This window comes from Streptococcus mitis (genome assembly GCF_003943905.1).
Lineage (GTDB): Bacteria > Bacillota > Bacilli > Lactobacillales > Streptococcaceae > Streptococcus > Streptococcus mitis_BC.
Genome location: NZ_RJNS01000003.1, coordinates 1 through 21967, shown reverse-complemented (window position 1 = coordinate 21967; position 21967 = coordinate 1). Strand labels below are relative to the sequence as shown.

Genomic DNA, 21967 nt, shown 5'->3' with positions numbered 1-21967 from the left:
GATTTTTGCTATGTTCAACATTTATAAATCTTGTAAATCAACTGCTTCTAATCCTTTTTCTGTCAAACGATAGATACTCGTACAGACCTCTTTTAAGAAACGTCGGTCATGCGAAACAGTGATGAGACCGCCGGTATAAGAGGCAAAGAGTTTTCTGATTTCGGGTTGAGAAGTTGGAGAAAAGTTTCGTGTGGGTTCATCGAGAAGGAGAAAGTTTGGTCTTCGTAGAACTAAATCCAAAAGAAGCAGTTTACCCTGTTGCCCGCCAGATAAGGAGCGGATTTGGTGGTGCATCTCTGGATAACTGAAATTGAGACTGGCTAAGTGAGATTGGATTTTCTGTAGTTCCTCTTTTTCCCCAGTTTTGCTGAGATAGGCTACTGGAGATAAATCTAATTGCAGTTTTTTGTGGTAATCTTGTGGCATAAAATCAAGCGAAATTTCTCTTTTGCCGCTTAGCAGTTGTTGCAACTTGGCTAACAGAGTCGATTTTCCAATACCATTAGGCCCGATGATACCGATTTTTTCTTGGCCACGGACAGTTAGTTGTAACCCCTGAGCTAAAACGCGCTCTCCAATGGACAAATTTTCTTTTTCCAGTTGGATTAATACTTTAGAAGCCGGTAATGGTTGGACGTCTGAAAAGAAAAGTTGGATTTGTTCCTCGTCAAGTGGCTTTTGGGTCATGGACTGGGCTTCCTTTTCAAAGCGTTTTTCTTGAGAGAGTACATTTTTCATCTTTTTAGCCAATAGGCGACCGGCAACATCATTTTTAGTGTTACGTAAGGCAGTTTCTACATTTTGCTTGACGCGACGATGCTTTTCCATGCTTTTGTCATAGGCTCTTTGGTCGTTAGCAGCTTGCTGGCTTTGTCTAGCAAAACTAGCCTTTCTCTGGTCACTATAGCGATCATAGTCTAAATGCTCTACAAGCGTTTCCGCTTCTTTCCGATGCTTGACCAGTCGCAAGTGGACAATAGTATCTGCCGTTTGAGAGAGAAAGTCTTCATCATGGGAAATAAAGATAACAGTTTGCCTAATCTTTTGAATCTGACTTTTTAGCCAATCAACCGTCTCAAGGTCTAAGTCATTTGAAGGTTCATCTAAAAATAGAATTTCAAAGGGTTTTGCTAACTCATGGATGAGTTGAACTTTCAAAGATTCGCCCCCCGAGAGGCTTCCAATTTCTTGGTTGCTAGCAAAACGGTCGCTATCAAAGTGTAACTCCTCAGCCAAACGATAAAGAATACTGTAGTCTAAATCAGCAGAATCCAAAAAGAAGTAGTCGTGTAGAGTCCTACTTTTCAGAAACTCGGGGAGTTTTTGAGGAATGTAAGCCAGTGACTGAAGGTTAGACTGGATGTCTCCTTTGATAGTGAAATCAGGCAAAGCTTCCCCCATTAAAGCTCGTAGCAAGGTTGATTTGCCATTTCCTTCTTCACCAATAATAGCAACCTTTTCCCCGTCTTGGATAGTCATGCTTAAGTCAGATACAAGGTCTCGTAAATCTTTGTTTTGTGTGATGGTCAGATGATTGATTTTTATCATATTGTCGCCCTTTCTAGAATGTCGATAGTGCATAACAAAAAGCTCTACTTTACCTAGTAGAGCCCAAAGTCACTGTCAAAACTCTATTATCCTCGTTGAAAAGCTCGTCAAACTAGCTTGGAGCTGCCTAATCCAACCCAAGAGGAGCAGATGGTTAGCTTTCTAGTTTTTTATTTTCAAAGTGGATAAAGTACCAGATAATCTAGTACAAAAAGAGCATGCAAAAAGAGACAAAAACAAGATCTACTAAATAAAGTTTCTTTATTTGATAGACTTAGTTGTTCATGTCTCCCTTACCTCCGAGTATTAGTACCTTTATCCTATACCTTTTAGGAAATTTTGTCAATAGTAAATCCAAAATTATAAACTCTAAAATCCGAAAACAGGTCCATAGAGAGTCAATACGTGTTTGACATGTTCGTAGTGGAACTTGTCATAGTTTCGCCAAGCAGTTCGAGCTTGATCGTTTAGTTTTAGGCTCCCTAGTCCAATCAGAAGACTGGTACGTTGGTAAAATTTCTCAAGGTCTATTAAGATACTGTTGTCCAGCTTTTCTGCTTTTTTTAGTTCCTTAAGAGTAGTGTTCAGCAGCTCTTGCAGTCGAAGATCATCAGCTGTACCTTGTTTGCAACTTTGGTAGCTTTTATTTAACTCGGAAAGGAGTTGGTAAGCTTCAGTGATGAGTGCTTTGTCTTCCATATGAGTATCCTCCTTGCTCTGATGTATTATTGCCTATAGTATAGCACTAAACAGGAAATATGTCATAGTAAATATGTTAAAAATGAGATTTTAATATCAAAGTTTGGGAGGCTGACTTATAGCTTTTTCATGGTATAATCAAGTGAGTACATCTTTATGGAGGAAATATGAAGTTAAATATTCAAGAAATTCGTAAGCAGCCTGAAGGCCTACACTTTGAACAAACTTTGGACCTTGTCGCAGACTTGCGTAAACGTAATCAAGAAATTTTAGATGTTAAAGATATCCTAGCAGTGGGAAAGATCCAGTACGAAGACCGTATGTATTTCTTAGACTATCAGCTATCTTATACCATTGTCCTTGCTTCCAGCCGCAGTATGGAGCCAGTTGAGTTGGAGGAGTCTTATCCAGTGACAGAGGTCTTCATGGAAGGAGCAACCAACCAACTGGATCAAGAAGTTTTAGACGATGACTTGGTCTTGCCTATCGAAAATGGGGAAATCGACCTTGCTGAGAGCGTTTCCGATAATATCTTGCTCAATATTCCTATCAAAGTCTTAACAGCAGAAGAAGAAGCTGGTCAAGGTTTTGTGTCTGGAAATGACTGGCAAATCATGACTGAGGAAGAATACCAAGCCCAACAAGCAGTCAAGAAAGAAGAAAACAGTCCATTTGCTGGCTTGCAAGGACTATTTGACGGAGACGAATAATGGTCTTGTCAAAAAAACGAGCACGAAAGGTGCTAGAAGAAATCATTGCCCTCTTCCCAGACGCCAAACCCAGCCTTGATTTTACCAATCATTTTGAACTCCTGGTTGCGGTCATGTTGTCAGCTCAGACAACAGATGCTGCTGTCAACAAGGCTACACCAGGTCTCTTTGCAGCTTTTCCAACGCCTCAAGCCATGTCTGTCGCGACTGAAAGTGAAATTGCATCGTACATTTCCCGACTGGGACTGTATCGAAATAAGGCCAAGTTTCTAAAAAAATGTGCCCAACAGCTACTAGATGATTTTGATGGTAAAGTCCCTCAGACTCGCGAGGAATTAGAAAGTCTAGCGGGTGTTGGACGCAAAACAGCCAATGTAGTTATGAGTGTGGGCTTTGGAATTCCAGCCTTTGCAGTGGATACCCATGTTGAACGTATCTGCAAGCACCATGATATTGTTAAAAAATCAGCCACACCCCTTGAAGTAGAAAAACGTGTCATGGATATTCTGCCACCAGAGAAATGGTTGGCAGCCCATCAAGCCATGATTTACTTTGGACGGGCTATCTGTCATCCAAAGAACCCAGAATGCGATCACTATCCCCAATTATATGATTTTAGTTCGTTATAAGATAAAAATTTTATGTTTTTTTCTTGCATTGATCCATTCTTTGTGATATAGTAATAACAATAAAATATTCCTTTAAACCTGTCCCGTGAGGCAGGCAAGGAGTCGGATCAATAGATAGCCGAAGTCTATACTGTCTATAGTAAGGCTAGTTTGGCTATACATTCTGAAGTCTCCTTGTTTAAGGAGACTTTTCTTTTTGGAGGTTTGTCATGAGGACAAAAGAAGTTGTAGACGAATTGACCGTCAAACGAGCGATTACTCGGATTACCTACGAGATTATCGAACGCAACAAAGATTTAAATAGAATCGTTCTGGCTGGGATTAAAACACGTGGAGTTTTCATCGCCCATCGTATCCAAGAACGTTTGGAGCAGTTAGAAAATGTCTCTGTTCCCGTAGTAGAATTGGATACTAAACCTTTCCGTGATGATGTCAAAAGTGGGGAAGATACCTCTGTAATCTCTGTTGATGTGACAGATCGAGAAGTCATTTTGGTGGATGATGTGCTCTATACAGGTCGTACTATTCGTGCAGCTATTGACAACATCGTCAGCCACGGTCGTCCTGCTCGTGTAAGTTTGGCAGTCTTGGTTGATCGTGGCCATAGAGAACTTCCAATCCGTCCGGACTATGTTGGAAAAAACATCCCAACCAGTCGTTCTGAAGAAATCATCGTAGAGATGACAGAACTAGATGGACAAGACAGAGTACTAATCACAGAACAAGCCTAAACACCAAAAGGAGTAAAAAAATGTCAGAAAATCAACAAGCTTTGCAACATGTCGTTTCTATGGAAGACCTTACTGTAGAACAAGTAATGAAATTGATTAAACGAGGAATCGAATTTAAAAACGGAGCGAGTGCTTCTTATGAGGAACAACATATCGTTTCCAACCTTTTCTTTGAAAGTTCAACTCGTACCCACAAATCCTTTGAGGTAGCAGAACTGAAACTTGGACTTGATCTTTTGGATTTCGATGTGAAGACCAGTTCAGTGAATAAGGGTGAAACACTCTATGACACGATCTTGACGCTTTCTGCACTAGGAGTGGATGCCTGTGTCATTCGTCACCCAGAGGTGGACTACTACAGAGAATTGATTGCTAGCCCGACCATCACAACTTCGATTATCAATGGTGGGGACGGTTCAGGGCAACACCCTAGCCAAAGTTTGCTTGATTTGATGACAATTTATGAAGAATTTGGACATTTTGAAGGTCTTAAGGTGGCTATCGCTGGCGACCTCAACCACTCACGGGTAGCTAAGTCTAATATGCAAATCCTTAAACGCTTGGGAGCGGAGCTTTACTTTGCTGGTCCTGAGGAATGGAGAAGTGAGGAGTTTGAACATTACGGTCGCTTTGTATCAATTGATGAGGTGATTGATCAAGTAGATGTTATGATGTTTCTTCGTGTGCAGCATGAACGTCATGAAATTGTGACAGGATTTTCAAAAGAAGACTATCATAACCAGCATGGTTTGACACAAGAACGCTATGACCGCTTGAAAGAAAAAGCAATCCTTATGCACCCAGCTCCAGTCAATCGTGATGTGGAAATCGCTGATCACTTGGTAGAAGCACCGAAATCACGTATTGTTCAGCAAATGACCAACGGTGTCTTTGTCAGAATGGCAATTTTAGAATCTGTGCTGGCCTATAGAAAAGCAAAATAAGGCACAAAGCGTTAAAAGATGTCTGAGAGCATCAACGAGAGGTGAGTAGATGAAAAAACGACTTCTAGTATTAGAAGATGGTACAGTATTTGAAGGCAAGGCCTTCGGAGCAGATATTGATGTAACAGGGGAAATCGTCTTTAACACAGGGATGACTGGTTACCAAGAATCCATTACTGACCAGTCTTACAATGGACAAATCTTAACCTTTACCTATCCTTTGGTGGGAAATTATGGAATTAACCGTGACGACTACGAGTCAATCACTCCTACCTGCAAGGGAGTAGTAGTTTTTGAAGAAGCGCGTAGAGCCAGCAACTGGCGCAATCAAATGACCTTGGATGAATTCTTGAAAGCGAAGAAAATCCCAGGTATCTCAGGAATTGATACCCGAGCTTTGACAAAAATTATCCGTAAGCATGGTACCATGCGTGCAACCCTTACGCATGTTGGTGATACGATGGACCATATCATAGACCAGCTCCAAGCGACAGTTCTACCGACAGATAATATCAAGCAAGTCTCTACTAAGACAGCTTATCCTGCTCCTGGAGTTGGATTGAGTGTCGTATTGGTAGACTTTGGTCTCAAACACTCCATCTTACGCGAACTATCTAAGCGTAACTGTAACGTGACCGTTGTTCCATACACAACAACAGCAGAAGAGATTCTCCATCTCCATCCTGACGGGGTCATGTTGTCAAACGGTCCAGGAAATCCAGAAGATGTTCCTCAGGCACTTGATATGATTCGTGGTGTGCAAGGGAAAATTCCAATCTTTGGTATCTGTATGGGTCATCAACTTTTTGCTATGGCAAATGGTGCTAAGACCTACAAGATGAAGTTTGGTCACCGTGGATTTAACCACGCGGTGCGTGAAATTGCAACAGGCCGAGTAGACTTTACTAGCCAGAACCATGGTTATGCGGTTAGCCGTGAGGATTTGCCAGAGCATTTGATTATTACCCATGAAGAAATCAATGACAAGTCAGTTGAGGGTGTGCGTCACAGATACCAACCAGGTTTTTCTGTGCAATTCCACCCAGACGCAGCTCCTGGTCCACACGACGCAAGCTACCTATTTGACGAGTTTATCGAGATGATGGAAGCCTTTAAACAAGCAAACTAAGAACGAGTAAAATCTCGTCGGAGAATTTATGTAACTGAACACGGACGGAAAGCTCGGAATTTAGAGAAACCAACTTGGATTGTCAATCCTTCCTTGGTTTCCTAAAATTCAATCGCTCTCTATTCGTCCTTTGTATCTTATTTAATGTCGCTCTGTGAGGCGACGAATAGAAAGGCAGGTCGTTTCTTTTAGTCGCTATCAGGCGAACTAAAAACTCCCTGCACTAGATTTTTTATCGAAAAATATCGTTTCTCTAAAAAATCGTCGGAGAATTTATTTAATGTCGCTCTGTGAGGCGACGAATAGAAAGGAGAAGGGTGGTCCGTATTTGCTGAACTGAATACGGGCTACGGACGGTGCTAAAAAGATAGTTATTCCTAGAACTGATAGTTCTTCGTCATAACTCCTATTTTAGCTTTGTCCGCTTGACGCCCTTAATATCTTATAAATGCCTAAACGTACTGATATTCAAAAAATTATGGTGATTGGTTCTGGTCCGATTATTATTGGTCAGGCTGCTGAGTTTGACTACGCGGGGACCCAGGCCTGCTTGTCTTTGAAAGAGGAAGGTTATGAAGTTATCTTGGTGAATTCAAACCCTGCCACTATCATGACAGATAAGGAGATTGCGGACAAGGTCTACATCGAACCGATTACACTCGAGTTTGTGACGCGTATTCTCCGTAAGGAACGTCCAGATGCCTTGCTCCCAACCCTTGGTGGGCAAACAGGTCTCAATATGGCCATGGAATTGTCTAAAAATGGTATTCTAGATGAGCTTGGAGTAGAGCTTTTAGGTACTAAATTGTCTGCCATCGACCAAGCAGAGGACCGTGACCTCTTTAAACAATTGATGGAAGAGCTTGAGCAGCCAATCCCTGAATCTGAAATTGTCAACACAGTAGAAGAAGCAGTGGCCTTTGCAGCAACAATCGGATACCCAGTCATCGTTCGTCCAGCCTTTACCCTTGGAGGTACTGGTGGTGGTATGTGTGCTAATGAAGAAGAATTGCGTGAAATCGCTGAAAATGGGTTGAAACTGTCACCTGTTACCCAATGTTTGATTGAGCGTTCCATTGCAGGTTTCAAGGAAATCGAGTACGAAGTTATGCGTGACTCGGCTGATAATGCCCTCGTTGTTTGTAACATGGAAAACTTTGACCCAGTTGGGATTCATACAGGGGACTCCATTGTATTTGCCCCTGCGCAAACCATGTCAGACTATGAAAACCAAATGCTCCGTGACGCAAGCTTGAGCATTATCCGCGCTCTCAAGATTGAAGGTGGATGTAATGTTCAGCTAGCCCTTGATCCCCATAGCTTTAAGTACTATGTCATCGAAGTAAACCCACGTGTGTCTCGTTCATCAGCCCTTGCTTCTAAGGCGACAGGTTACCCAATCGCTAAATTGGCTGCCAAAATTGCCGTCGGTTTGACCCTGGATGAGGTTATTAACCCAGTTACAGGTTCAACCTACGCTATGTTTGAACCAGCCCTTGACTACGTCGTTGCTAAGATTCCACGTTTCCCATTTGACAAGTTTGAAAAAGGTGAGCGTCGTCTTGGAACTCAGATGAAAGCAACTGGTGAAGTAATGGCTATCGGTCGTAACATTGAGGAATCTCTTCTAAAAGCCTGTCGCTCACTTGAAATTGGGGTTCACCACAATGAAATGCCTGAACTTGCAGCGGTTTCAGATGATGCTTTGATTGAAAAGGTTGTCAAAGCCCAAGATGACCGTCTCTTCTACGTTTCAGAAGCCATTCGCCGTGGTTACACACCAGAAGAAATTGCTGAATTGACTAAGATTGATATCTTTTATCTAGATAAACTCTTGCACATCTTTGAAATTGAGCAAGAATTGGGTGCCCATCCACAAGATGTAGAAGTCTTGAAAACTGCCAAACTTAATGGTTTCTCAGACCGTAAGATTGCTGAACTTTGGGAAACGACAGTCGATCAAGTTCGCCAACTTCGTTTGGAAAACAAGATTGTCCCAGTATACAAGATGGTCGATACCTGTGCGGCAGAATTTGAATCAGAGACTCCATATTTCTATTCAACCTATGGTTGGGAAAATGAGTCTATCAAGTCTGATAAGGAATCCGTTCTAGTCCTAGGTTCAGGTCCAATCCGTATCGGACAAGGGGTTGAGTTTGACTACGCAACTGTTCACTCTGTTAAGGCTATTCAAGCTGCTGGTTATGAGGCCATCATCATGAACTCAAACCCAGAGACCGTTTCTACGGACTTCTCTGTATCTGATAAGCTCTACTTTGAGCCATTAACTTTTGAAGATGTCATGAATGTTATCGACTTGGAGCAACCAAAAGGCGTTATTGTTCAGTTTGGTGGTCAAACAGCTATCAACCTTGCAGAGCCCTTGGCAAAAGCAGGTGTGACCATTCTTGGTACACAAGTTGCTGACCTAGACCGTGCCGAAGACCGCGACCTCTTTGAGCAAGCCCTTAAAGACTTGGATATTCCACAGCCACCAGGACAAACGGCAACAAATGAAGAAGAAGCTGTGCTTGCTGCTCGCAAGATTGGTTTCCCAGTTCTCGTTCGTCCATCTTATGTCTTGGGTGGACGTGCTATGGAAATCGTCGAAAACGAAAAAGACCTTCGTTCTTACATGCGTACCGCTGTTAAGGCTAGTCCAGACCATCCAGTCCTTGTCGATTCTTACATCGTTGGGCAAGAGTGTGAAGTCGATGCCATCTCAGACGGGGAAAATGTTCTCATCCCTGGTATCATGGAACATATCGAACGTGCCGGTGTCCACTCAGGTGACTCAATGGCCGTTTATCCACCACAAACCTTGTCGCAAAAGGTGCAGGAAACAATCGCTGACTATACCAAACGTCTAGCAATCGGTCTTAACTGTCTTGGAATGATGAACATCCAGTTTGTCATCAAGGATGAAAAAGTCTACGTTATTGAGGTCAATCCACGTGCTAGCCGTACGGTTCCATTCCTTTCTAAGGTAACCAATATTCCTATGGCTCAGGTAGCGACTAAGCTCATTCTTGGGCAGAGTCTTGAAGAACTTGGTTACCAAGATGGACTTTACCCTGAAAGCACTCGTGTTCATATCAAGGCACCTGTTTTCTCCTTTACGAAACTAGCTAAGGTAGACAGCTTGCTCGGACCTGAAATGAAGTCAACAGGTGAAGTTATGGGTTCTGATACTACTCTTGAAAAAGCTCTCTATAAAGCTTTTGAAGCTTCTTACCTACACTTGCCAACCTTTGGGAATGTTGTATTCACCATCGCTGATGATGCCAAAGATGAAGCCTTGGACTTGGCTCGTCGTTTCCAAAATATCGGCTATGGTATCCTTGCGACAGAAGGGACAGCAGCCTTCTTTGCCAGTCATGGACTCGAAGCCCAACCTGTTGGTAAGATTGGTGACGATGAACAGGATATCCCAAGCTTTGTCCGCAAAGGGAAAATCCAAGCGATTATCAATACTGTCGGAACCAAACGAACTGCTGACGAAGATGGTGAGCAAATCCGTCGTTCAGCCATTGAACACGGTGTACCACTCTTTACAGCTCTAGATACAGCTAATGCTATGCTCAAGGTGCTAGAAAGCCGTAGTTTTGTCACAGAAGCGATCTAGTTGAGAAAGAATTTTTACAGTTTTAAAGAGAAAACGCTGGCTTTTGCAATACAGTTATTGTCTATTTCAACCATCATTCTTTCCTTAAGAATCATTTTAAAATGTGATATAATAAGGAAGAATTGGAAATGGGAAACTATTTTCATTATTTTTTCAAAAAATCCATTAAAAAAAGTAAAGACAGATTAGAAAGTGTAAAATTCCGATGTCTTCTTACAAAAAAGTCTCTCTTTCTGAGATCAACCAATCTATTGAAACTCCCAATAACAATCATTTTTGGCAAAATCTAAAAGCTTTTTTAGGACCTGGAGCCCTTGTAGCAGTTGGTTATATGGATCCTGGAAACTGGATTACCAGTGTGGTTGGTGGTGCTTCCTACAAATATAGTCTCTTATTTGTTATTTTGATTTCATCCATCATTGCCATGCAACTACAACAGATGGCTGGAAAGCTCGGTATCGTAACTAAGATGGACCTAGCACAGGCAACAGCTCATCATGCTCCTAAATGGCTTCGCTATAGTTTATGGGTGATTTTAGAATTAGCTTTAATGGCGACAGACTTAGCTGAGGTTCTAGGCTCAGCGATTGCCTTAAATCTTTTATTTAAAATACCGATTATGGTCGCTATCCTCTTAACCGTTTTAGATGTATTTCTTTTGTTGTTGTTGATGAAATTTGGCTTCAAAAAAAATTGAAGCCATTGTTACGACTCTTATTTTAACCATATTAGCCATCTTTACCTATCTGGTGGTCTTATCCAGTCCAAGTATTCAGGGTATCTTTGGTGGTTATTTACCGACTCCTACATTATTTGAAACACCATTACCAGGTCATGAAAGCCAATTGACCTTGGCTCTAGGAATTGTAGGAGCGACAGTCATGCCCCATAATCTCTATCTCCATTCCTCTCTATCCCAAACAAGGAAAATCAATCACAAAGATAAGAAGGATGTTCGAAAAGCCGTGCGTTTTATGACCTGGGATTCAAATCTTCAGTTGTCCCTAGCCTTTATTGTCAATTCCTTGCTTCTCATTTTAGGGGCATCTCTCTTTTTTGGTCATGCATCTGAAATTTCAGCTTTCTCTCAAATGTACAATGCTTTACAGGATTCGACAATAGCAGGAGCGATAGCCAGCTCAACTCTGTCAACTTTATTTGCCCTAGCCCTCTTAGCAAGTGGCCAGAATTCGACCATTACAGGTACCTTAACAGGACAGATTGTCATGGAAGGCTTCTTACATCTGAAATTGCCTCAGTGGATTATCCGTATCGGTACCCGGATTTTTGCCTTGCTTCCTGTGATTATTGTTGCCGTCTTGTTTGGACATCAAGAAAAAACCTTGGATCAGTTATTGGTCTATTCACAAGTTTTTCTGTCAATTGCTCTTCCGTTTTCAATCTTCCCCTTAATCTATCTGACCTCTAAGAAGTCACTGATGGGAGAATTCACCAATGCCAAGTGGAACACCATCCTAGGTTACGCAGTTTCAATCATCTTGACCATTCTCAATATCAAGCTTCTTTTCGATATTTTTTAAGAGTGGTTTTGAAGTCAAGTCTCGGCATCGGGAAGATTGGTAAATAGGAAGTAGTCGTAGTTGATTCATAAAAAGAAGTAAAAAAAGAACAGTTGAAACTGTTCTTTTTTATGATTATTTGAGACCGTATTTTTTGTTGAAACGATCCACACGTCCATCTGCTTGAGTGAACTTTTGACGTCCAGTGTAGAATGGGTGTGAGTCTGATGAAATTTCCACACGGATCAATGGGTAAGTTTCGCCTTCGAACTCAACAGTTTCGTTAGAGCGTTTAGTTGAACCGCTAAGGAATTTGTAACCAGTAGTTGTGTCCATGAAGACAACTGGGCGATATTCTGGATGGATATCTTTTTTCATTTTGCAATATTTCCTTTCTGCCATGGTCTCTTTGCGAGCCATAGATTGTTACCTTACTAGTCTATCAGATTCTGATAAGTTTGGCAAGTATTTTATCAGTTTTTAAGTAAGTTTTTTAACTTTTGATAGATGATTTCGTTTTCTTCTAGACTATAGGAATTGGCGCCACTGGCTAATGGGTGTCCTCCTCCGTCATGTTGTTTGGCAATTTCATTGATAGGAGTGATTTTACTGCGCATACGCACACGGAAGTGACCATCAGCTTGCTCAACAAAGATAGCCCAAGCCTTGACTGTATCGATTCGGCCAGGTGCTCCGACAATTGCAGCCGTTTCGGCATCCGTAACCTTATATTCTTTCAAGATTTCTTGACTGAGAAGAACGCGAGCAGCTCCGTTTTCATCAACTTCTAGATGGTCGTAGATGTAGCCTTGAAGTTTTGCAATCTTGAAGCTCATGGTATCCATTTGACGAGATAATCCAGCAAAGTCAAAATCAATCTCTCGGAGCTGGGCAGCTATTCTAAAGGTACGAGCACTAGTTGACGGGTAAAGAAAACGCCCTGTGTCCCCGACAATTCCTGCATAGAGAAGTCGTGCCGCTTCACTAGACAAAGCCAGCTGATTTTCTTGAGCAAATAGAGTAATCATCTCACTAGCACTGCTTGAACTTGTATCCACCCAAGATAGGTCACCATAAACATCATCATTTGGATGGTGATCGATTTTGATGGTGAAAGCAGCTTGTTCATAGCGTTTATCATCGATACGAGGACGATTTGCTGTATCACAAATAATAGCAAGAGCTTCGTGGTAGTCACTGTCTTGGACAGTATCCATTTCCGCCATCCAGATTAGAGTTGGTTCGTTAAAACCGACTGCTTTGATGGTCTTTTCTGGAAAATGGTGTGTAAGAAGAGCTTTCAAGCCTACCTGACTCCCTATGGCATCAGGATCTGGTTTCATATGACGATGAATGATGATGGTATCGTATTCTTTGATTTTCTCTAAAATTTGCTGACAAATTTCCATAAATAACCTCAATTCTTTCTCATTTCATTGTAGCACAAGAATTTTTATTTTTAAAATGAAAAAGATATGATATAATGGAGAAAGATAAATTGAGGAGGACGATATGGCATTAGCAAAAATTGTATTTGCCAGTATGACCGGTAATACCGAAGAAATTGCAGATATTGTAGCAGATAAATTGCGTGACTTGGGTTTGGATGTCGATGTTGATGAATGTACGACTGTCGACGCTTCAGACTTCTTGGAAGCAGACATCGCTATCGTTGCGACATACACCTACGGAGATGGAGAATTGCCAGATGAGATGATGGACTTCTACGAAGACCTAGCAGATCTCAACTTGAATGGCAAAATCTACGGAGTGGTCGGTTCAGGAGATACCTTCTACGACGAATTCTGTAAGGCTGTTGATGACTTTGATCGCGTTTTTGTAGCGACAGGAGCAGAAAAAGGTTCAGAATGTGTTAAAGTGGATCTTTCTGCCGAAGAAGAAGATATCGAACGTTTGGAACAATTCGCAGAAGAATTGGCTGCTAAAGTAGGATAAGCATCAAACTGCGCTGACTGAAAGGAGTCGGTGCGTTTTTTATTAGCTATTTTGGGATTTTACTAGCCTATTTGGTGGCTTTTTGATACAATAATTCAAATAAAGGAGGAGGCACTATGGATTTAGATAGTATTCGGCAAGAAATTGATCAAATCGATGACCAAATCGTTAAGCTCCTAGAAGAACGGATGCACTTAGTTGAAGGGGTTATCGCTTATAAGAAAGCATCTGGTATGCCAATCTTAGATTCTAAGAGAGAAGAAGTTATTTTTGAAAAAGTCAGAAGTCGTGTAGAGGATAAGCGCTATCAGGAGACTGTTGTCGCAACTTTTTCAGACATTCTCAAACGTTCGCGTGATTATCAGGATCAAAACATCAAATGAAAAAAGAACAATTTTATCCGCTAGGGATTTTTCTGGCTGCAATGGTGGGAGGCCTTGCCCGCTATTTCATTTCCACTTGGTTACCAGCCAGCCCAGATTTTCCTTGGGGGACCTTTCTTGTCAACTATCTGGGAATTTTCTGCCTGGTCTATCTGGTGAAAGGCTATCTGGTCTATAAGGGAAGCAGTAAAGGCTTGGTTTTGGCGCTTGGTACAGGCTTTTGTGGTGGTTTAACAACCTTTTCTAGCCTGCTCTTGGATGCTGTGAAACTACTGGATACCGGGCGTTATCTTAATTTAGTCATGTATTTGCTTTTGAGTATTGGTGGAGGCCTGCTCTTGGCTTATTTTCTAGGGAGGAAGAAATGGTAATCATCTATCTTGCAATCGCCTGCGGGTTCGGAGCCCTTGTGCGTTATTTCTTTTCCCGCTACAATCAAGCTTCTAAATTGCCATTGGGAACTCTCATTGCCAATCTTATAGGATGTTTTTTAATTGGCCTACTCTACAATCATGTGGAGTCTAAGGAAGTCTATGCTATCCTAGCGACAGGTTTCTGTGGCGGTTTGACGACCTTTTCAACCTTGAATGACGAGCTGCAAAGACTGTTAAGTGACAAGAAGGTATTTTATAGCTATTTTCTCTTAACTTACCTAGGCGGTTTTCTAGCGATTTTTTTAGGTATTCTGCTATAAATTTCTTTACTTTTTTGTGGAAATTTGGTAAACTGTATCTTGTGTGTAATGGACGCACAAAAATACAGTTTATCCGCTGAGGAAGGTTCCTCAAGATTGACAAAGATAGGAGAATAAAATGAATCCATTAATCCAAAGCTTGACTGAAGGTCAACTTCGTACAGATATCCCATCATTCCGTCCTGGTGACACTGTTCGTGTACATGCGAAAGTTGTCGAAGGTAACCGTGAACGTATCCAGATTTTTGAAGGTGTTGTTATCGCACGTAAAGGTGCTGGCATCTCAGAAAACTACACAGTTCGTAAAATCTCTAACGGTGTAGGTGTTGAGCGTATCTTCCCAATCCACACTCCACGTGTTGAAAAGATCGAAGTTGTTCGTTACGGTAAAGTACGTCGTGCGAAATTGTACTACTTGCGTGCACTTCAAGGTAAGGCAGCTCGTATCAAAGAAATCCGTCGTTAATTCGACTAAAAAACTCTGCTTACCCAGCAGGGTTTTTCTCTAGCTCCCTTAGTTCAATGGATATAACAACTCCCTCCTAAGGAGTAGTTGCAGGTTCGATTCCTGCAGGGGGCATATAAACTATTGATTTTTATTCAGAAATCACTCAAGTTAAAATAGAACTTAAAAAGCGTTAGATTACGCTTTTTTGTTTTTATCAATGATGAAAACGGGAGAATTTGCATATAATTATAAAAAGACAGGATATTTTAGTTAATTGCATATAATGATTTGATTTTTTAGGAAGTAAAGAGTAAAATTTAATTAATATGATAATTAGTTAGGAGTTTGACTATGAACGGTTTAGTTTTAGGTTTGGATATTGGTATTGCCTCCGTAGGAGTGGGAATTCTAGAAAAAAATTCTGGTAAGATTATCCATACGAATTCTCGTATTTTCCCAGCTGCAACTGCTGATAGTAATGTTGTAAGAAGAAGTAGTAGACAAGCTAGACGATTAAATCGTCGAAAAAAACACCGTAGAGTTCGCTTTCAGGATCTATTTGAAGACTATGGTTTGTTAACTGATTTTTCTAAGGTATCCATTAATCTTAATCCATATCGACTTCGTGTAGATGGCTTGAATCAGCAACTAACGAATGAAGAGCTGTTCATAGCTTTAAAGAACATTGTTAAGAGACGTGGTATTAGCTATTTAGATGATGCTTCTGAGGATGGGGGTACAGTATCGTCTGATTATGGCAAGGCAGTTGAGGAAAATAGAAAATTACTTGCTGAACAAACACCTGGTCAAATCCAACTTGATCGTTTTGAAAGATATGGTCAAATAAGGGGAGATTTCACTGTTTTAGAAAATGGTGAGAAATGCCGATTGATCAATGTTTTTTCAACATCTGCGTATAAAAAGGAAGCTGAAAGAATTCTTAGAAAACAGCAGGAATTCAATAGTAAAATTACGGATGAGTTTATCGAGGATTATCTAAAAATCCTTACAGGGAAAAGAAAATATTATCATGGACCAGGAAATGAAAAATCTCGGACGGATTATGGACGTTTCCGAAAAGATGGTACTACCTTAGATAATATTTTTGGTATTTTAATCGGTAAATGTACATTTTATCCTAATGAATACAGAGCTTCTAAAGCTTCCTATACCGCTCAAGAGTTTAATTTGCTAAATGATCTAAATAATTTATCAGTTCCTACAGAGACCAAGAAACTGAGTGAGGAACAAAAGAAAACAATCATTGAATATGCGAAGTCGGCGAAAACCTTAGGAGCCTCAACCTTATTGAAGTACATTGCTAAAATGATTGATGCTTCAGTAGATCAGATACATGGTTATCGAGTTGATGTAAACAATAAACCTGAAATGCATACTTTTGAAGTATATCGAAAAATGCAATCGCTAGAAACAATTTCAGTTGGGGAATTATCTAGAAATGTTCTAGATGAACTTGCCCATATTTTAACTCTAAATACTGAACGAGAAGGTATAGAAGAAGCGATTAATACGAAGTTAATGGGTGTATTTAGTCAAGACCAAGTACTTGAATTGGTTCAATTTAGAAAAAATAATAGCAGTCTATTTAGTAAGGGATGGCATAATTTTTCTCTTAAACTCATGATGGAATTGATACCAGAACTCTATGAAACTTCAGAAGAGCAAATGACAATTCTAACACGATTGGGGAAACAAAAAAACAAAGAGACATCAAAACGAACTAAGTATATTGATGAAAAAGAAGTAACAGAAGAAATCTATAACCCTGTAGTAGCGAAATCTGTCAGACAGGCCATAAAGATAATCAACGAAGCAACTAAAAAATATGGTATCTTTGATAATATCGTTATCGAAATGGCGCGTGAAAATAACGAAGAAGACGCTAAGAAAGATTATATAAAACGTCAAAAGGCAAACCAAGATGAGAAAAATGCAGCTATGGAAAAAGCGGCGTTTCAATACAATGGGAAAAAAGAGTTGCCGGATAACATTTTTCATGGGCATAAGGAATTAGCTACTAAGATTCGTTTATGGCATCAACAGGGAGAAAAGTGTCTCTATACTGGGAAGAATATTCCAATTTCAGATTTAATCCACAATCAGTACAAGTACGAAATTGACCATATTTTACCTCTATCTTTATCATTTGATGATAGTTTATCTAATAAAGTATTGGTTTTAGCTACAGCAAACCAAGAAAAGGGACAGCGAACACCGTTTCAGGCTTTAGATAGTATGGATGATGCCTGGTTCTACCGTGAGTTTAAATCTTATGTAAAAGACTCTAAATTATTAAGTAATAAAAAGAAAGATTATCTTTTAACAGAAGAAGACATTAGTAAAATTGAAGTGAAACAGAAGTTCATTGAAAGAAATTTAGTTGATACTCGATATTCATCGCGAGTAGTTCTAAACGCTCTACAAGATTTTTATAAGAGCCATCAATTTGATACAACTATTTCTGTGGTACGTGGACAATTTACTTCTCAACTAAGAAGAAAGTGGGGGCTTGAAAAGTCTCGTGAAACTTACCACCATCATGCTGTGGATGCCTTAATTATTGCTGCTTCGAGTCAATTAAGATTATGGAAAAAACAGAATAATCCTTTGATTTCTTATAAAGAAGGACAATTTGTAGATTCAGAGACTGGAGAAATTATTTCATTAAGTGATGATGAATACAAAGAGTTAGTGTTTAAAGCTCCTTATGACCATTTTGTTGATACATTGCGTAGCAAGACATTTGAGGATAGTATACTGTTTTCTTATCAAGTAGATTCAAAATACAATCGAAAAATTTCAGATGCAACCATTTATGCAACAAGAAAAGCAAAATTGGATAAAGATAAGTCTGAAGAAACTTATGTTTTAGGTAAGATTAAAGATATTTATAGTCAAGCAGGATATGATGCTTTCATTAAAATTTACAATAAAGATAAGAGTAAATTCTTGATGTATCACAAAGATCCACAAACATTTGAAAAAGTGATTGAAGAAATTTTAAGAACCTATCCTTCTAAAGAATTGAACGATAAAAATAAAGAGATCCCTTGCAATCCTTTTGAGAAATATAGACAAGAAAATGGGCCTATTCGTAAGTACAGTAAAAAAGGTAATGGACCAGAAATTAAAAGTCTGAAATACTACGATAAAAATATTCCAGAATCATTTATTAACATAACTCCCTCTAATAGTAATAATAAAGTGCTTCTTCGTCAATTATATCCTTGGAGAACAGATGTTTATTTTAATCCACAAACTGATAAATATGAGTTGCTAGGATTAAAATATGCAGATCTACAATTTGAGAAAGCAACTGGGAAATATTCTATAACTATTGATAAATATAATGAAATTAAAGAAAAAGAAGGAGTTAGCAAGGAGTCAGAATTCAAATTTACCTTATATAAAAATGACTTACTTTTGATTAAGGATACCAAAAATAATGAAGAACAGATTTTTAGGTTTTTATCTAGAACAATGCCTAATCAAAATCACTATGTCGAATTAAAGCCTTACGATAAAGGTAATTTTGAAGGTAAAGAAAAAATCAAAGTGTTAAAAATGACCTCTAATGGTCGTTGTATAAAAGGATTAGGAAAGAAATATCTCTCTATCTACAAAGTTAAAACTGATGTTTTAGGTAATAAACATTTCATCAAAAAAGAGGGTGACGAACCAAAACTCTTTTTTTAAAATATTTTAAAAAAAGAGTTGCAAACGCTTGTACAATGTATTATAATAGTAACTGTAAGGGACGCCTTGCACAGTTACTTAAATCTTGCAGAAGCTACAAAGATAAGGCTTCATGCCGAATTCAACACCCTGTCAATTATGGCTGGGTGTTTTCGTTTTGTGAAAGAGGAAAATACGATGACTTGGAGAATTGTGCATGTCTGTCAGAGTGAAAAAATGCAATTGAAGTTGGATAACCTTTTAATTAAGAAAATGGGTCAAGACTATGTTATCCCACTGAGTGATATTTCGATAATTGTGGCAGAAGGAGGGGAGACTGTTGTAACTTTAAGATTATTAAGTGCTTTAAGTAAGTATAATATTGCCTTAATTGTCTGTGATAATGAGCACTTGCCTACAGGAATTTACCATTCACAGAATGGCCATTTCAGAGCCTATAAAAAATTACAGGAGCAATTATTGTGGACACAGGAACAAAAAGACAAATTATGGCAAATAGTGACCTATTTTAAAATAAATAATCAACAAGATGTTCTTGCAATGTTTGAGAAAAATATAGATTGTATCCAATTATTAGCAGACTACAAAGATCATATTGAATATGGAGATAAAACCAATCGTGAAGGCCATGCTGCCAAAGTTTATTTCAATGAATTATTTGGAAAGAAATTCGTACGTCTTACACAACAGGAAACGGACGTCATCAATGCTGGTCTAAATTATGGTTATGCCATCATGAGAGCGCAGATGGCACGTATTATTGCTGGTTACGGTTTGAATCCCTTGATTGGCATTTTCCATAAGAATGAATATAATCAATTTAACTTGGTTGATGACCTAATGGAACCTTTTCGGCAGATTATAGATGTCTGGGTTTATCAAAATTTACGAGATGAAGAGTATTTGAAATACGAATTTCGACTGGCATTAACGGATACACTAAATGCAAAGATACGTTATGGGAAAGAAACGTGTTCAGTAACAGTAGCAATGGATAAGTATGTTAAAGGTTTTTTGAAATGTATCTCTGATAAGAATACCAGTAAATTTTACTGTCCGGTGGTTTCGAGTATAGAATGGAGCTAAAGAAATGAGGTATGAAGCATTGAGATTATTGTGTTTTTTTGATCTACCAATGGAAACAAATCAGGAAAAAAGAGTCTATCGTAATTTTCGGAAAGACTTAATCGCAAACGGTTTTGAAATGTTGCAGTTTTCTGTTTATTATAGAACCTGTCCGAATCGAAGTTTTGCTAGTAAATTCTATAAAAAATTAAGTCAGAGTAATTTACCAAGTGGGAATGTCCGTTTGCTAGCAGTGACTGAGAAACAATTTTCTGAAATGGTTTTGATTATAGGTGGGAAAACAAAGCAAGAAGAAGTAGTCAGTGATAATAAGTTGGTAGTTATATGAAAATGAACATTAGTCATCCGTATAAGGATAATATTTCATTAAGTTTTGGCCAATTTACTCAAATTGTAGGTCAAGATCAGCAATTAAAATACTATATTTGGCAGATACTATTATGGTATTTTGGAGGAAAAAAATATAGTGAGGAAGATTTAGTTCTATTTGAACAAAATGAGCCTAAAATACTAATAGACGATACAATGGTTTCCCGGTCAGAATTCAGTGTTATTCAAGTGTCCAATATCAATGATTTAATTGAACAAATGGAATATAAAAAAGGAACAGTAGCCTATGATTATATAAAGAAAAAGATTAATTCTATAGAGATAATGGAGCAAATTGAAAATATCAATGACAATCTAGATAGGATTTCACTTCTATTGAATCAGAAGTTGAATCTTCAAATAGATGATATTATCTATCATACCGAAGCAAAATATTTTAATACAGATCAATTGGTTCAAAAGAATTTTTTACCATACTTTGGGAAAAATAATAAAAATATTTCATTTGAATTTGTAGACAATAAGACAAAGTTTTTATTATTTCTTTCCATGTTAGAAGTTATGGCGACGAACAGTTCTGAAAAGTTTTTGCTTGTCTTACGAAATTTGGATGATTTTCTATCCTATAATGATTTTGTTGAATGTTGCGAGAAAATGGAGTTTTTGATTAATCATAGCGATTCATTATATATTGTTTCATTTCCTTCCAATGAAGGTTATCTTCATGTATCGAAAGAAGTTTTAGAGGAAATCAATATTGTTTCCGATTATGTTGATCATTTTTATTCTCTAGAATTTATGTATGATCGCTTTACCAATCAGTATCCAATAAATCAAATACCTGATGAACAAGAATTTTTAACCTCTTTAAGAAAAATTGGATCCTATTTATTTAGCTCGGACATTCTCCACATGAGTTTATCTGTAGAAGATCAAGTAGCATTAAAAATTTTGAATAATTTGTATCAGTACAAAATAAAAACAAAATTCCGTATTGAATCAGTCAATCCAATGTTATTGAAATATTTGGAAGAATAGTATTGACGAGTGAGATTTAAGGCTTTATAATGTTCTTGAGGGCACAAAAATCAAAATTGACGAATTTGAGGTTTTTGTACTCTCAAGATTTAAGTAACTGTACAACAAAACTGCGAAAAATCCAAAATCCGATTATGTTTTTGTACTCTCAAGATTTAAGTAACTGTACAACTAAGTCTACAGGTGAGGTAGTTCGTTCTTGTTTTTGTACTCTCAAGATTTAAGTAACTGTACAACGATCAATGTCGCCTGCCCAGATAATTTGTTGTTTTTGTACTCTCAAGATTTAAGTAACTGTACAACGGTCATTTAGTTTCTTCAGCGCTTCTACTTGTTTTTGTACTCTCAAGATTTAAGTAACTGTACAACAAACCAGTAGTGATAAAACCACCATACTCAGTTTTTGTACTCTCAAGATTTAAGTAACTGTACAACAGTTAGCGTCACTCAAGAAAGAGCTCAATAGTTTTTGTACTCTCAAGATTTAAGTAACTGTACAACCAAGCGACGGTATAATTCATTGTTAGCTGAGTTTTTGTACTCTCAAGATTTAAGTAACTGTACAACTATGAGAAAACACAACTAAAAGCTTCAACAGTTTTTGTACTCTCAAGATTTAAGTAACTGTACAACTTCAGGATCTTCGATGGTAATCAGGTCATGGTTTTTGTACTCTCAAGATTTAAGTAACTGTACAACTAATTCCATTTTAATATCTCTCCCTTACTTGTTTTTGTACTCTCAAGATTTAAGTAACTGTACAACATTCTGGGTCAAAGA

At 38.6% G+C, this 21967-nt stretch carries 19 protein-coding genes, 1 tRNA gene, 1 pseudogene and 1 CRISPR repeat array; of the genes and pseudogenes, 17 read left to right on the top strand and 4 right to left on the bottom strand.

Annotated features, from left to right (window positions below; translation table 11 throughout):
* Positions 1-21: 21 nt before the first annotated feature.
* On the bottom strand, positions 22-1581 hold the full coding sequence (locus D8854_RS06000) for an ATP-binding cassette domain-containing protein (RefSeq protein WP_125450201.1): 1560 nt from the start codon (positions 1579-1581) through the stop codon (positions 22-24).
* A 336-nt stretch (positions 1582-1917) separates the two neighbouring features.
* Complete coding sequence (locus D8854_RS05995) at positions 1918-2247, bottom strand: hypothetical protein (protein WP_042902425.1); 330 nt, start codon at positions 2245-2247, stop codon at positions 1918-1920.
* 167 nt (positions 2248-2414) lie between these two features.
* On the opposite strand from D8854_RS05995, the gene D8854_RS05990 reads away from it, so the two are divergent.
* From D8854_RS05990 to D8854_RS05960, 7 genes and pseudogenes are all read left to right on the top strand, one after another.
* A complete protein-coding gene (locus tag D8854_RS05990; RefSeq protein WP_125425245.1) occupies positions 2415-2957 on the top strand; it encodes a YceD family protein in 543 nt (180 codons plus the stop codon).
* Entirely contained in the window at positions 2957-3586 is a 630-nt protein-coding gene (nth, locus tag D8854_RS05985) for an endonuclease III (protein ID WP_125450200.1), read from the top strand. The genes D8854_RS05990 and nth overlap by 1 nt, the downstream gene beginning before the upstream one ends.
* A 209-nt stretch (positions 3587-3795) precedes the next feature.
* Positions 3796-4317 (top strand): bifunctional pyr operon transcriptional regulator/uracil phosphoribosyltransferase PyrR, encoded by a 522-nt coding sequence (pyrR, locus tag D8854_RS05980; protein ID WP_001259299.1) that lies wholly within the window; start codon positions 3796-3798, stop codon positions 4315-4317.
* A gap of 20 nt (positions 4318-4337) precedes the next feature.
* Positions 4338-5261 carry an aspartate carbamoyltransferase catalytic subunit gene (locus D8854_RS05975; protein WP_001293859.1) on the top strand — a complete coding sequence of 308 codons (924 nt, stop codon included), beginning with the start codon at positions 4338-4340 and terminating at the stop codon, positions 5259-5261.
* Positions 5262-5310: 49 nt separating this feature from the next.
* The gene (locus D8854_RS05970) at positions 5311-6390 is read left to right on the top strand and encodes a carbamoyl phosphate synthase small subunit (protein WP_125450199.1); all 1080 of its coding nucleotides are present in this window, start codon (positions 5311-5313) and stop codon (positions 6388-6390) included.
* A 448-nt stretch (positions 6391-6838) separates the two neighbouring features.
* A complete protein-coding gene (gene carB, locus D8854_RS05965; protein ID WP_125450198.1) occupies positions 6839-10015 on the top strand; it encodes a carbamoyl-phosphate synthase large subunit in 3177 nt (1058 codons plus the stop codon).
* A gap of 205 nt (positions 10016-10220) precedes the next feature.
* Positions 10221-11556, top strand: a pseudogene (locus D8854_RS05960) (Nramp family divalent metal transporter).
* A 114-nt stretch (positions 11557-11670) separates the two neighbouring features.
* Here D8854_RS05960 and D8854_RS05955 read toward each other — a convergent pair.
* Complete coding sequence (locus D8854_RS05955) at positions 11671-11913, bottom strand: type B 50S ribosomal protein L31 (RefSeq protein WP_000710762.1); 243 nt, start codon at positions 11911-11913, stop codon at positions 11671-11673.
* Positions 11914-12008: 95 nt separating this feature from the next.
* Positions 12009-12944, bottom strand: coding sequence for a DHH family phosphoesterase (locus tag D8854_RS05950; protein WP_125450197.1), 936 nt, complete (start codon positions 12942-12944; stop codon positions 12009-12011).
* Positions 12945-13047: 103 nt separating this feature from the next.
* Here D8854_RS05950 and D8854_RS05945 point away from each other — a divergent pair, with 103 nt between their 5' ends.
* From D8854_RS05945 to csn2-St, 10 genes are all read left to right on the top strand, one after another.
* Positions 13048-13491, top strand: coding sequence for a flavodoxin (locus tag D8854_RS05945; RefSeq protein WP_001162125.1), 444 nt, complete (start codon positions 13048-13050; stop codon positions 13489-13491).
* A gap of 116 nt (positions 13492-13607) precedes the next feature.
* Positions 13608-13874 carry a chorismate mutase gene (locus D8854_RS05940; RefSeq protein WP_125450196.1) on the top strand — a complete coding sequence of 89 codons (267 nt, stop codon included), beginning with the start codon at positions 13608-13610 and terminating at the stop codon, positions 13872-13874.
* A complete protein-coding gene (crcB, locus tag D8854_RS05935) occupies positions 13871-14245 on the top strand; it encodes a fluoride efflux transporter CrcB (protein WP_125450195.1) in 375 nt (124 codons plus the stop codon). Before D8854_RS05940 ends, crcB (D8854_RS05935) begins: the two co-directional genes overlap by 4 nt.
* On the top strand, positions 14239-14568 hold the full coding sequence (gene crcB / locus D8854_RS05930) for a fluoride efflux transporter CrcB (protein WP_125450194.1): 330 nt from the start codon (positions 14239-14241) through the stop codon (positions 14566-14568). Before crcB (D8854_RS05935) ends, crcB (D8854_RS05930) begins: the two co-directional genes overlap by 7 nt.
* Positions 14569-14686: 118 nt before the next feature.
* Complete coding sequence (gene rplS, locus D8854_RS05925; RefSeq protein WP_001068669.1) at positions 14687-15034, top strand: 50S ribosomal protein L19; 348 nt, start codon at positions 14687-14689, stop codon at positions 15032-15034.
* 42 nt (positions 15035-15076) lie between these two features.
* Positions 15077-15148, top strand: a tRNA-Arg gene (locus D8854_RS05920).
* 219 nt (positions 15149-15367) lie between these two features.
* Complete coding sequence (cas9, locus tag D8854_RS05915; RefSeq protein WP_038805640.1) at positions 15368-18733, top strand: type II CRISPR RNA-guided endonuclease Cas9; 3366 nt, start codon at positions 15368-15370, stop codon at positions 18731-18733.
* A gap of 177 nt (positions 18734-18910) precedes the next feature.
* Positions 18911-19819 (top strand): type II CRISPR-associated endonuclease Cas1, encoded by a 909-nt coding sequence (cas1, locus tag D8854_RS05910; protein ID WP_038805053.1) that lies wholly within the window; start codon positions 18911-18913, stop codon positions 19817-19819.
* A gap of 4 nt (positions 19820-19823) precedes the next feature.
* Complete coding sequence (gene cas2, locus D8854_RS05905; RefSeq protein WP_001268300.1) at positions 19824-20147, top strand: CRISPR-associated endonuclease Cas2; 324 nt, start codon at positions 19824-19826, stop codon at positions 20145-20147.
* Entirely contained in the window at positions 20144-21187 is a 1044-nt protein-coding gene (gene csn2-St, locus D8854_RS05900) for a CRISPR-associated protein Csn2-St (RefSeq protein WP_038805054.1), read from the top strand. Before cas2 ends, csn2-St begins: the two co-directional genes overlap by 4 nt.
* Positions 21188-21257: 70 nt before the next feature.
* Positions 21258-21952: direct repeats of the CRISPR family, unit length 36 nt; unit sequence GTTTTTGTACTCTCAAGATTTAAGTAACTGTACAAC.
* Between the last annotated feature and the right edge of the window lie 15 nt (positions 21953-21967).